General features: G+C 67.5%; 10 protein-coding genes. 3 read left to right on the top strand and 7 right to left on the bottom strand.

The window, feature by feature from the left end:
* Positions 1–104: 104 nt before the first annotated feature.
* Positions 105–1,001, bottom strand: coding sequence for a LysR substrate-binding domain-containing protein (locus CUJ89_RS25875; protein WP_027782765.1), 897 nt, complete (start codon positions 999–1,001; stop codon positions 105–107).
* Positions 1,002–1,178: 177 nt separating this feature from the next.
* On the opposite strand from CUJ89_RS25875, the gene CUJ89_RS25870 reads away from it, so the two are divergent.
* Genes CUJ89_RS25870 through CUJ89_RS25860 form a run of 3 tightly spaced genes read left to right on the top strand, consistent with a single transcriptional unit; the run spans position 1,179 to position 4,131 of the window.
* Positions 1,179–2,345, top strand: coding sequence for a branched-chain amino acid ABC transporter substrate-binding protein (locus CUJ89_RS25870; protein ID WP_114180209.1), 1,167 nt, complete (start codon positions 1,179–1,181; stop codon positions 2,343–2,345).
* Positions 2,346–2,363: 18 nt separating this feature from the next.
* Positions 2,364–2,888: an L-2-amino-thiazoline-4-carboxylic acid hydrolase gene (locus CUJ89_RS25865; protein WP_114180208.1), complete on the top strand. Its 525-nt coding sequence runs from the start codon at positions 2,364–2,366 to the stop codon at positions 2,886–2,888.
* On the top strand, positions 2,881–4,131 hold the full coding sequence (locus CUJ89_RS25860) for a Zn-dependent hydrolase (RefSeq protein ID WP_114180207.1): 1,251 nt from the start codon (positions 2,881–2,883) through the stop codon (positions 4,129–4,131). Before CUJ89_RS25865 ends, CUJ89_RS25860 begins: the two co-directional genes overlap by 8 nt.
* A 55-nt stretch (positions 4,132–4,186) precedes the next feature.
* Here the strand turns inward: CUJ89_RS25860 and CUJ89_RS25855 are convergent, their stop codons facing one another.
* The 6 genes from CUJ89_RS25855 to pgaB all read right to left on the bottom strand — a co-directional run bounded on the left by CUJ89_RS25855 (position 4,187) and on the right by pgaB (position 12,269).
* Positions 4,187–5,023 carry a c-type cytochrome gene (locus tag CUJ89_RS25855; protein ID WP_114180206.1) on the bottom strand — a complete coding sequence of 279 codons (837 nt, stop codon included), beginning with the start codon at positions 5,021–5,023 and terminating at the stop codon, positions 4,187–4,189.
* A gap of 214 nt (positions 5,024–5,237) precedes the next feature.
* Positions 5,238–6,506 carry a hypothetical protein gene (locus CUJ89_RS25850; protein WP_114180205.1) on the bottom strand — a complete coding sequence of 423 codons (1,269 nt, stop codon included), beginning with the start codon at positions 6,504–6,506 and terminating at the stop codon, positions 5,238–5,240.
* Positions 6,503–8,326: a glutamine--fructose-6-phosphate transaminase (isomerizing) gene (gene glmS / locus CUJ89_RS25845; RefSeq protein ID WP_114180204.1), complete on the bottom strand. Its 1,824-nt coding sequence runs from the start codon at positions 8,324–8,326 to the stop codon at positions 6,503–6,505. The genes CUJ89_RS25850 and glmS overlap by 4 nt, the downstream gene beginning before the upstream one ends.
* A 118-nt stretch (positions 8,327–8,444) precedes the next feature.
* The gene (locus CUJ89_RS25840) at positions 8,445–8,933 is read right to left on the bottom strand and encodes a Biofilm PGA synthesis auxiliary protein PgaD (protein ID WP_114180203.1); all 489 of its coding nucleotides are present in this window, start codon (positions 8,931–8,933) and stop codon (positions 8,445–8,447) included.
* A complete protein-coding gene (gene pgaC / locus CUJ89_RS25835) occupies positions 8,911–10,182 on the bottom strand; it encodes a poly-beta-1,6-N-acetyl-D-glucosamine synthase (protein ID WP_114180202.1) in 1,272 nt (423 codons plus the stop codon). Before pgaC ends, CUJ89_RS25840 begins: the two co-directional genes overlap by 23 nt.
* Entirely contained in the window at positions 10,179–12,269 is a 2,091-nt protein-coding gene (gene pgaB / locus CUJ89_RS25830) for a poly-beta-1,6-N-acetyl-D-glucosamine N-deacetylase PgaB (RefSeq protein WP_114180201.1), read from the bottom strand. The genes pgaC and pgaB overlap by 4 nt, the downstream gene beginning before the upstream one ends.
* Positions 12,270–12,279: the final 10 nt, after the last annotated feature.

The raw sequence follows: 12,279 nt of genomic DNA, 5'->3' as shown, positions 1-12,279 counted from the left end.
CATCCTGGCTATCCGGCAGAAGAAGGGCAAGGTCGCGGCATGTCCGGATGTGAATGTCGCTTCCCTGATCAGTCGACCGACGGCGCAGCGGCGGCCTGGCCCGCTCAAATCCCCGCCATCTTCCTCAACCACGCCGCGAGCCGCCGTGCCCCGTCCGGCATGTCCGCGTCCTCGCGCGTACACAGGTAGTAATCGCGCCCGTCGTCGAGCACATGATCGAACAGCTTCACGAGTTCGCCGTTCGCCAGCTCGCGCTCGACCAGCGGCGCGCGCAGCAGCGCGGCCCCGAGATCCGCGCGCGCGGCGCTCAGCGTGAGCTGGCCGTCCTCGAACATCGGTCCCACCGCGTGCGACACATGCCGCACGCCGGCGCCCTGCAGCCAGTTGACCCACGTGCTGCGATCCTCGTCGTGCACGAGCGGCGCGCGCGCGAGATCGGCCGGCGTGCGGAACGGCCCGTGGCGCTTCAGGAACGACGGGCTGCACATCGGCACCATCGCGCCCGGCAGCAGCCGCTCGCAGCGGTAGCCGGGCCAGTCGCCGGTGCCGAAACGGATCGACAGGTCCGACGCATCGCTTCGGTAGTTGCGGTGATGCGCGTACAGCACGGTTACGTCGACGTCCGTGTTGTCGGCCAGGAACGCGTGCAGCCGCGGAATGAACCAGCCGATGCCGAGCAGCGGAATCAGGCTGACGGTGATCTGCCGCAGCGACGAACGGTCGCGCACGAAGCGCGTCGCACTGCGCAGCACCGAGAACGCGGCGCTGATCGAGCGGTAGTAGTCGCGTCCTTCGTCGGTGAGTGCGAGCAGCCGGCCCTCGCGCACCGTCAACGGTGTTTGAATGAACGCTTCGAGCAGTTGCAGCTGATGACTGACCGCCGACGGCGTGATGTCGAGTTCGCCCGCCGCCGCGGTGACCGACCCGAGACGCGCAAATGCTTCGAACGCACGCACCGCGCGCAGCGGTGGATCGTGCGGCAATTGTTCGATATTTTTCATGTGTCGAATTTTATCGAAAAGTCAGGGTAAGCGACAACCGGAAAATATCTTGTGTTTACAAGTGCTTGGTTTAATGTGTCGGGAACGGCATAAGCATCCAACAATTGGGTATTTGGGGTTTTGGTGCTGAATATTTAATATTTTTCATGTTTTGATCCGACTCCCCGATCCCCGCACATGAAAATCGCTTTCCTTCCCGCCAGCCTCGTATTCTCTGCGGCCGCCCTGGTCGCATCCGTTCCCGCGTTCGCGCAGTCCGCGCCGCAGACGATCCTGATCGGTCTCGCCGCGCCGCTCACCGGCCCGTCCGCGCGGATCGGCAAGGACCTGCAGAACGGCGCGCAACTCGCGATCGACGACGCGAATGCGAAGCATCCGGCCATCGGCGGCAAGCCGGTCGTCTACAAGCTCGTCGCGGCCGACGACCAGTCCGATCCGCGCACGGCCGTCGCGGTTGCGCAGCAGCTCGTCGACCAGCACGTGATCGGCGTCGTCGGTCACTGGAACACGGGCTGCAGCGTGCCGGCGTCGCGCGTCTACCGCGATGCGGGCATCCCGCAGATCGCGCCGGCGTCCACCGGCCATCAATACACGCAGCAGGGCTATGCGACGGCCTTCCGCATCATGGGTCACGACGATGCGGGCGGCAACTTCACGGGCGCGTATGCGGTGAAGACGCTGAAGGCGAAGCGCATCGCGGTGATCGACGATCGCACGTCGTTCGGCGCGGGGCTGGCCGACCAGTTCATCAAGGGCGTGCAGGCGAACGGCGGCGCGATCGTCGATCGCCAGTACGTGAACGACAAGACGACCGACTTCAGCGGCGTGCTGACCGCGATCAAGGGCAAGCGCGCGGATCTCGTGTTCTTCGGCGGCCTCGATGCGCAGGCTGCACCGATCGCGCGCCGGATGCGCCAGCTCGGCGTGAACGCGCCACTGCTCGGCGCGGGCGGCTTCGTGAGCCAGACCTTCCTGTCGCTCGCGGGCAAGGACGGCGACGGCGTGACGGCGCTCGAACCGGGCCTGCCGCTCGGCCGGATGCCGGGCGGCAAGGCGTTCGACACGCAATACCAGGCACGCTTTCGCGCGCCGATCGAACTGCACGCGCCGTTCGCGTACGACGCGGCCGCCACGCTGATCGCGGCCGCGCAGAAGGCCGGCACGACGCAGCCGGCGAAGCTGGTCGCGGCTGTCCGTGCGATCGACCGGCCCGGCGTGACGGGGCGGATCGCGTTCGACGGCGAAGGCAACCTGAAGGACCCGGCCTTCACGATCTATCAGGTGCGCGGCGGCAAGTGGGCCGTCGTCGACGTGCTCGGCGGCTCGCGCACCGCGACCAAATAAACGATAAAGACGACCCCCATGACTGAACCTACCCGGACATCCGCCGCCGCACCCGAGGACACGCGCCTCGGCATCCTCGCGCGGCGCCGCATCGAAGCGGAAATCATCAAGCCGATCTACGAGATCATGAAGCGCGAGTTCGGCGCCGAGCGCGCGCAGGCCGTGATCGCGGAAGCCGTGCGCGGCGCGGCCGTCGACGCGGGCCGCACGTTCGCCGCGCAGGAGCCGGGCGGCACGAGCGTGAAGTCGTTCATCGCGCTGCAGGTGCTGTGGGAGAAGGACGATGCGCTCGACGTCGAGGTGCGGCGCGCCGACGACGCGCACTACGACTACGACGTGCATCGTTGCAGCTACGCGGAGATGTATCACGCGATGGGGCTCGGCGAGATCGGGCACCTGTTGAGTTGCGCGCGCGACAGCTATTTCATCCAGGGTTATGCGCCGCGCGTTGCGCTCACGCGCACGAGCACGATCATGCAGGGCGGCAAGCGCTGCGATTTCCGCTACGCACTGCAGCCTGCGCCGGAGAACGGCGATGCGTGACGACAACGTGCGCGCGCCGCGCGTCGACGGCGACCGCCTGTGGGCATCGCTCGAACGGATGGCGCAGATCGGCGCGACGCCGAAGGGCGGCGTCTGCCGTCTTGCGCTGACCGATCTCGATCGCGAGTCTCGCGACCTGTTCGTGCAGTGGGCGCGCGATGCCGGCTGCACGGTGCGCGTGGACCGGATGGGCAACGTGTTCGCGCGCCGCGCGGGCCGCAATCCCGACGCCGCGCCGGTGATGACGGGCTCGCACGCCGATTCGCAGCCGACGGGCGGCCGCTACGACGGCATCTACGGCGTGCTCGGCGGGCTCGAGGTCGTGCGCGCGCTGAACGACGCGGGCATCGAGACGGAGCGTCCGGTCGACGTCGTGATCTGGACCAACGAGGAAGGTTCGCGCTTCGCGCCGGCGATGGTCTCGGCCGGCGTGTTCTCGGACGTCTATACGCTCGAATACGGGCTGTCGCGCACCGACAGCGCGGGCAAGACGATCGGCGACGAACTCGAACGGATCGGCTATGCGGGCGCCGAGCCCGTCGGCGGTTATCCGGTGCACGCGGCGTACGAGCTGCATATCGAACAGGGTGCGATTCTCGAACGGGCCGGCAAGACGATCGGCGTCGTGACGGCCGGGCAGGGGCAGCGCTGGTACGAGGTGACGCTCACCGGTGTCGACGCGCACGCGGGCACGACGCCGATGGAATTCCGTCGCGATGCGCTGGTCGGCGCCGCGCGGATGATCTCGTTCATCGACGTGCTCGGCCGTCGTTACGCACCGTACGCGCGCGCGACGGTCGGGATGATCGATGCGCGGCCGAACTCGCGCAACACGGTACCGGGCGGCTGTTTCTTCACGGTCGAGTTCCGTCACCCCGACGACGCGGTGCTCGACGAACTGGACGCGGCGCTGCGGACGGAACTCGCGCGCGTGGCCGACGAGACCGGCCTCGGCGCGCGGATCGAGCAGATTTTCACGTATCCGCCGATACCGTTCGCGCCGCGCTGCATCGACACGGTGCGTGACGCGGCCCGGGCGCTCGGGCTGTCGCACATGGATATCGTGTCCGGCGCGGGCCATGACGCGTGTTATGTCGCGCGTGTCGCGCCGACGGGGATGATCTTCGTGCCCTGCGTCGACGGACTGAGCCATAACGAGGCCGAAGCGATTACGCCCGAATGGGCGGCGGCGGGCGCCGACGTGCTGCTGCGCGCTGTGCTGCAGAGCGCGCAGGAAGCCTGAGCGCGATGGGGGCGGTCCGGCAGGATGGGGTTCGCCGGCCCGCGACCGCCGTGCGTTACCTGCCGGCCTTGCGCCGCGCCATATACGCGAGATACGCGACGATCTGGTCGAGCTCCCGGTCGCTCAGCTGATCGGGCGGAAACGCCGGCATGCTCCGGCCCGGCCAGTCGCGCACCGATGCCGGGTTGCGGATGTAGCGGCGCAGCGCGGCGGGCTGGAAGTAGTCGACCGGGTTCATCGGTGCGTTCAGGTCGGGGCCGGCATGGCTGCTGCCCGCGCCGTCGACGCGGTGGCACGCGAGGCATTGCGTGACGAACAGGTGCTGGCCTGCGCGGGCCGGATCGTTTTCGGGCACCGCGGCATCGACGGCGAGCGACGGCCAGCGCGCGGCCGGCGACGACTCGATCGTGACGCGCACGATCTGGTAGGGCCACTGCTCGCCGCGTACCGACGACGCATCCGGCCCGAGCCAGACGAGATAGAACGGCCCGGCGCTGACCTGCTTGCCGGGCAGCGTCGGCCATGGGCGAGCCGGATCTTCGATCGCGAGCCACGCGACGGCGCCGGCCGGCGCGCGGCGGCGCACGAGATCCAGCGGCAGTTGCGCGGCGAAGCCGTCGGCGGCGCGCGTTTCGAGCACGCCGTCGGCCGGCAGCGGCGTGTCGCCGAGCAGCGCGGCGAACGGCACGGCGCGGAACGTCATCGGCCGGCCGTACGCGATGTCGCGCGGCACGCGGATGTCCGTTGCATCGGGGCGCGCGAGCAGCGTCTGCCGGGTGAGGGCGCGTGCCGTGCCGTCGGTCTCGAGTTCGAGCGCGGACTGGGCCGACGCGCGTTGTCCGATCAGGCAAACCGTCAGCAGCAACATCGAAAACCACTGGCGCTTCAGCATTCGTTCTCCGGGAAAGGGCGTGCCGGCGGCGGCAGGAGGCGGAAGCCGCGGCCGATGGATGGAATCGGGCGACAGTCTATCCGGTACGCACGGCGCTGGCGACTTCGGCGCGCGCAAGGGGCGGCGGCCACGACCGGACAGGAAGGGGAAGGCGAGCGGGGCGGGGAACATGCGGGCTGACCGCGTTTACGACATGACCGATGCCGGACTGTCGTCAATGACTCGAACAACGCGCTTCGTTCTTCGGCAACGGCGTTTCCCGCTCCGGTTCGAAATCGGCTTCGCGCGTGCCCGACGGTGTCAGCGACACGAAATGCATCGTTGCGCCGCGCGCCGGGAAACCGGCGATGCCCGTCGCGCCCCACGGAATCGGCGAGCGCTGCACGCCGCTCACTGACATGTCCGCCGGCGAAAGCGCGAGTGTCAGCAGCCGCCCGTCGCGGGTCGGCACATACGCATGCGTGCCGGAGATGCCGATGCCGGATTCGCGCACCGACGCCGGCAGACAGTCGAGCGTCGCCGTGCGGCGGCCGTCGGGGGCGATCAGCATCGCGACGCCGCGATCGTCCGCCGTCGTCGTGACGACGATGAAACGGTCGATCGCCGGCACGTAGGCCGACGAATACACGTAGTACTGGATGGCCTCGTTCAGCGGCCCCAGCGTTTCCAGCTTCGCCGTGACCGGATCGAACATCGCGTATTCGAGCGTCGCGTCCGTGCTGCCTTCGATGAATTTCTGCCAGACGAGCAGCGCGTTGTGCGGCGAGCCGGCGATCATGGGCCACCACTCGCGGCGGTGCGGCGCGACCGCGACGTGGTTCAGCACGCGCCCGGCCGCGTCGTAGGTTTTCAGGTAGACGCCGTTGCCGGTGCCGAGGTTGTCGACGCCGCCGCCGTCGATCCAGTCGGCGGAATAGAACACGACGAAGCGTTCGCCGACCGTGGCGACATGCCCCGAGTGGCCGCCCGGCTCGACGTCGTTCGGGTAGGGCTTGATCGGCTTCAGGTCGCGGCGATAGACGCCGTAGCGCTGGCTGACCTCTTGCGGCGCGTTCCAGCCGTCCTCGAACGTGACGAAGATGTCGCCGCGCGCGTTCTGCGCGATCGACACGGGTTCCTGCGCCTCCGGGCGGCTGATGAACGTATGGACGTGCAGCAGGTGCGGCTTGCCGGGCAGCCATTCGCCGACGTACACGTCGTGCGGCCAGTTGCCGTTGCGCATCGCGCCGCGCGGCTCGATGCCCGAACTGCTGAAGAACACCCAGCGTTTGCCGTCGCTCGCGTCGGCCACGCCGATGCCATGCATGAAGCGCCGCGGGTCGCCGGTCTCCTGCGCCGACGGGGAACCCTGCACGGTGACCGTATGCACGGCCGGCGCGCCGGCGCAGGCCGACGGTGGTGCCGCGACGATGCAGCACGCGCCGCCGAGCGCGGCCGCAATGCGCCGCGCGGCCGCCCGCGCCGGGCGCGTTCGTCGCGTCATTCGACGGTGACCGATTTGGCGAGGTTGCGCGGCTTGTCGACGTCGGCGCCGCGCGCGCAGCCGACGTGATACGCGAGCAGTTGCAGCGGGATCACGTTGACGATCGGCGACAGCAGGTCGCCCGATTCGCGCACGCGGATCAGGTGCGTGTCGCGGTCGGCGGCGATTTCGAGCTGATTGCCGGCGAGCACGTAGAGCCGCCCGCCGCGCGCGCGCACCTCGGCCATGTTGGACTTCAGCTTCTGGAACAGACGGTCGTCCGGCGCGATCGTGACGACCGGCATCGCGCTGGTGACGAGCGCGAGCGGGCCGTGCTTCAGCTCGCCGGCCGCATAGCCTTCCGCGTGGATGTACGACACCTCCTTGAGCTTCAGCGCGCCTTCCATCGCGATCGGGAAATGAATGCCGCGCCCGAGGAACAGCGCGTTCTCGGTGCGCGCGAACTTCGCGGCCCAGCCCATGATCTGCGTTTCGAGCGCGAGCGCGTGGCCGATCCGGCCGGACAGCGCGCGCAACTGCTTCAGGTGCATCGCGACCTGAGCCGCGTCGAGCCGGCCGCGCAACTGCGCGAGCGTCAGCGTCAGCACGAACAGCGCGACGAGCTGGGTCGTGAACGCCTTGGTCGACGCGACGCCGAGCTCGGTGCCGGCTCGCGTCAGGAATCGCAGCGGCGCGTTGCGCGCGATCGTGCTGGTCGCCACGTTGCAGATCGCCATCGACAGCTCCTGGCCCATTTCGCGCGCACGCTCGATCGCGCCGATCGTGTCGGCCGTTTCGCCCGACTGCGAGATGCCGACGACAAGCGTGCGCGGATCGGCCACGGTGTCGCGGTAGCGGAATTCGCTGGCGATCTCGACCTGCGCCGGCACACCCGCGATGCTTTCGAGCCAGTACTTCGCGGTCAGGCCCGCGTAGTAGCTGGTGCCGCAACCGAGCAGCAGCACGCTCCTCACTTTTGACAGCAGCCCGCGCGAGCTTTCGCTCGCATCGAACAGCGCCGGCGAGATCGTGTCGATGCCGTCGAGCGTACTGTCGATCGCCTTCGGCTGCTCGAAGATCTCTTTCTGCATGAAGTGCTGGTACGGGCCGAGCGCGGCGTCGTCGTCGTGCGCCTTCACCTGACACAGCCGGCGCTGTGCGTCGTGCCCGGCCGAGTCGACCACGGCGATGCGATCCGGCGTGATCAGCGCGACGTCGCCGTCCTCCAGGTAGATGAAACGGTCGGTCAGGTCGCCGAGCGCCGCGCAGTCCGACGCGAGGTAGTTCTGTTCGGCGCCGATGCCGATCACGAGCGGCGAGCCGGCGCGCGCGGCGACGAGACGCTGCGGCTCGCGCGCGCTCAGGACCGCGATCGCGTACGCGCCGTGCAGCCGCTTGACGGCGCGCACGACCGCGTCGAACAGGTCGTCGCGATAGACGCTGTGGATCAGGTGCGCGATCACCTCGGTGTCGGTCTCGCCGCGAAACGCATAGCCGCGCTCCCGCAGCTCGGCGCGCAGCGCGTCGTGGTTCTCGATGATCCCGTTGTGCACGACCGCGATCGTGTCGCCCGACATGATCGGATGCGCGTTCATTTCCGATGGCGCGCCGTGCGTCGCCCAGCGCGTATGCGCGATGCAGGTCCGTGCTTCGAGACCGAGCGTCAGCACGCGAGCCTGCAGGTCCGTCACGCGCCGCAGCGTGCGTTCGCTGCGCAGGCGGCCGTCGCCCTGCACGGCGATGCCGCACGAATCGTAGCCGCGATACTCGAGCCGCCTCAGCGCATTGACCAGTTGCGGCACCTGATTGTTCAAGCCGCTTGCTCCGACGATTCCGCACATGATTCACCTCGTCCAAGAGAAGTTGCCGGTCTGCCGGCGATGCATGGCAGCGCGGCGTCAGGAGCGGCACCGCGCCGCACGGATGCCGTTCCGTGCGCGGCGGCGCGTCTCCGCTGACCTACTCGCGGGGCTGCGGCCCCGCGTGGGCTACCCATTCGATGCCGGAAATCGACCCGTTCGCGTCATGCGACGCGACGAGAATGCGCGTCGTGCGCCGCGCGCCGCGCCGGCGGGCGCCGGCCAGCACGGTCGCCGGCACCGAGCGCACCTTGACGCTGGCCGAGCGCCGCAGCATCTTCGACACGCGCAGCCGGTGCGCGAGCGGATGCACGACGCGCCCCGCGATCAACCACATGATGAGCGTGCCCGCGATGAGCGCAATGCTGGTCGCGTAGAACACGATCTGTTCGATCGGCATCTCGGCCTCGTTGAACGGCAGCAGGTAGCGGTACGTGTAGATGCAGATCGATGCCCACACGGCACCGACCAGCGCGGGCCGTATGAGGCGGAACCAGACGACGAGCACGGGCCCGACGATGCGACCGCGTTCGGCGATCATTTCGCGCGGTGCGCGCAGGGAAAGGTCAATAATCGGCGCGTTTTTCATGTTGAATGCCTCGGTCGGGGCTAACCCATACGGCCCGCTTGCCGCGGCCTCGCAGCACGACGGCAGGCAGGGCGATGACGGTGGTGATCATGCTGATCAGCCAGAAAGCAACGGGATACCAGATGGTGTCCAGGAAATACATCAGGAGTTTTTCGTCATACTGACGATCGATCATGCTGCCGATGATCAGTTGCAGGATGCAGGTTGCGACCAGCAGCATCCCGTGCCAGTGCGGCACGACCGATACGTGCCAGTCCTGCGGCAGCGGATGGACGACGTCGATGAGCGCGAGCAGCAGGATGAACGACATCGAGTACGCCCACGCGATGCCGATCAGGTACTCGGCGAACAGCGGCCACATCATCATCTGCGTCGGCCGCGCGAGCGTGCCCGCATACTTCATCAGCACCTGGATGCCGCCTTTCGCCCAGCGCAGCCGCTGCCGGTAGAGCCCCTTCACCGTCTCGGGCATCAGGATCCAGCTCAGCGCGTGCGGTTCGTACACGACCCGCCAGTCGCGGCACTGCAGCTTCCAGCTGATGTCGATGTCCTCGGTCAGCATGTCCGAGCTCCAGTAGCCGACGTCGGCGAGCGCGGTCTTGCGGAACATCGTGATGACGCCCGACACCGTGAAGATGCGCCCGTACACCTGCTGCGTGCGCTTGATCAGCCCGACGATCGACGAGAATTCGCCGACCTGCATGCGGCCGAGCAGCGACGTGCGCGTGCGGATGCGCGGGTTGCCGGTCACGGCGCCGACACCGGGGTCGGTCAGGAAGTGCTCGAGCATCCAGCCGATCGCGTCGTGCGCGAGCAGCGAATCGCCATCGATGCAGAGCAGGTATTCCGCGTTCGATACGGCCGCCGCGGTCGTGAGCCCAACCGCCTTGCCTTCGTTGCGCGCGTGATGGATCACGAGCAGTCGCGGGATCTCCGCGGCCAGCTCGTTGAGGATTTCGCCGGTGCGATCCTTGCTGCCGTCGTTGACCGCGATGATGTCGTAGTTCGGATACTGCATCGCGTTCAGGTGCACGATCACGCTGCGCGCGTTCGCGGCTTCGTTGAAGCAGGGCACGACGATCGAGATCTTCGGGATGCCGCTCGACGCGATCGTCCGCGTCGACAGCTCGCGGCCCTCCTCGAGCAGGAAGTAGTGCACGACGCCGCCGATCATCCACAGATACGACATGAAGAACGGGTAGTAGAAGACGAAATCCTGCAGGCGCGTGATGATGCTGTGGGTCGTCATGGTGTCTTCGTCCCCTGCGATTGCTGCATCTTCATCAGCGCGTTGATCGACGTCGGATCGAGACGCGACTTCAGCGACATCACGTCGCGCATCGTGTCGAGATCCGGCTGATTGTTCAGGAAGTTGTCCGGGTAGTAGCCGAAGTTCACCGCGCCCTTGCTGCGCAGCCGCCGCATCTGCGCGAGCAGCGCATTGCCGGAAATGTCCTTGCGCGCGTGCCAGTCGTACGACTGCAGTTCGAACACGGTGCGCGCGAGGCCGCGCTGCTTCGCGCGCACGACGTCGACGAGCTGGTCCATCCAGCGCTGGGGGTCCTGCGCCTGTTCCATGTACGGCATCGCCATCAGCGCGACGTAGTCGTACGTGGCGAGGAAGTCGTCGTAGTTCTGCGCGTACCACGCTTCGGATTCCGGTTTCAACACCGGCAGCGCGAAGATGTTGCGCGCGGTCAGCACGTCGCCCGCGTTCTGGTTCGCGAGCACGATCTGTTCGAGCTGGCGCGTCAGGTCGATCAGGTAGCGCGTCTTCTGCCGCGTCCAGCGGCTCATCAGGTCCGGCGTCGCGCGGATCTTGCCGATGTCGGCCGGCAGCCCCCATTGCGAATACGTGCTCAGCGCGTGCCGGCCGGCATCCTCGTAATCGTCGAGCACGGCGTCGTCGCTGAACAGGATGCCGCTGAATGACGCGTACTTGCCGAGATCCTCGTAGATCTGCTCGATCATCAGCCGCGCCTGCGGATCGAACGGGCTCAGGCGGTACACGCGCGAGCCGTTTTCGCGCGCGGGCGCGCCGCCGTATGCACTGACCGCCTCGAGCCCGCGATGCTTGTCCGCCGGCGGCCGGAACGCGAGCACCGGCATCCACGCGTACACCTGCACGTTCGAGCGCGTGCTGAGCTGCCATGCGGCGCGCGAGAACAGGTCGGCTCGCATCGGCAGGTGCCGGTTCGGGAAATACATCGATTCCGCGACGCCCGTGCCCTTCGGGTCGGCGAACGCCTGCAGGTATACCGATTTCGGCTGCATCCGGTAGATGCGCTCGATGAGCTTGCCGAGATTCGCTTCCTGCCGCGCCGGATCCGGATCGTAGACCTGGTCGAGATCGACCTGCACGACGCGCTCGGGGACGTCGACGTCCCCGCGGTTGGTCGCCGGCTCGCGCATCGACCGCTCGAACCCGCCGATGTCGACGTCGTACATCATCAGGATCCGCCTCAGCCGGTCGAGCGGCACGTCGGGCGTATTCGGGCCGGCGTCGAGGCTGAACTGGATGTCCATGCCGAGCGATGTCGAGATCTTGCGCACGGGCTGGTTTTCAGCGCCGTATGGCCAGACCATCGAGCGTGCGACGATGCCGGTGCGTTCGCGAATCTGCTGCACGCATGTCTGCAGGTCGTTATGCACGCGGGCTTCGAACTCCGCATCGGTTTCATAGCGCTGCTCGTTTGTGAGGTACAGGTGCGACGTGGTGGCCGGCAACTCGTTGCCCTGCGGATTCGCGACTGCGCCGTGATGGAGGTTGTGCGTGTGGCACGCGAGCTCGACGAGATTCGACTGGCCGACCTTCTGCACCTCGTCCCACGACATGAAGTAGTCGCGCGGCATCTGGATCTTGTCGCTGATCCGGATCGGCGCATCCGGCGGCGCGTCGATCCACGCGGTGACGATGCCCATCACGGCCGGATACTTGAAGCGCTCGAGCAGCGGCAGGACTTTCGTGTAATGGCTGCGGTAGCCGTCGTCGAACGTGATGAGCACCGCGCGGGGCGGCAACGGCTTGCCGCCGTGCCGCGACGCCTCGATCTGCTTGACCGTGATGGTGTGGTAGTTGTTGGTCTGCAGCCATGAGAAGATGGCCGTCAGCGTGCCGGTATCGACCGCGTACGGATCGACCATCGTCGAGGTGGAGAACGTCGACAGCAGGTTGTCGCGCACGTCGTGCAGGCAGATCACGCGGAACGTCTTGCCGTCGACCGGATCGGATGGCGGCAGCAGGTCGATCATCCGCGCGTTGGTCACGCCCGGGAACAACGAACAGGCTGTAAACGCGCCGAGACATCCGCACATGAAGGTCCGTCTGGATTGCATTAAACGATCT

The organism is Burkholderia pyrrocinia (genome assembly GCF_003330765.1).
Classification (GTDB): Bacteria; Pseudomonadota; Gammaproteobacteria; order Burkholderiales; family Burkholderiaceae; genus Burkholderia; species Burkholderia pyrrocinia_B.
The sequence above is the reverse complement of the archived record's forward strand: the minus strand, read 5'-3'. Positions and strand labels throughout refer to the sequence as shown.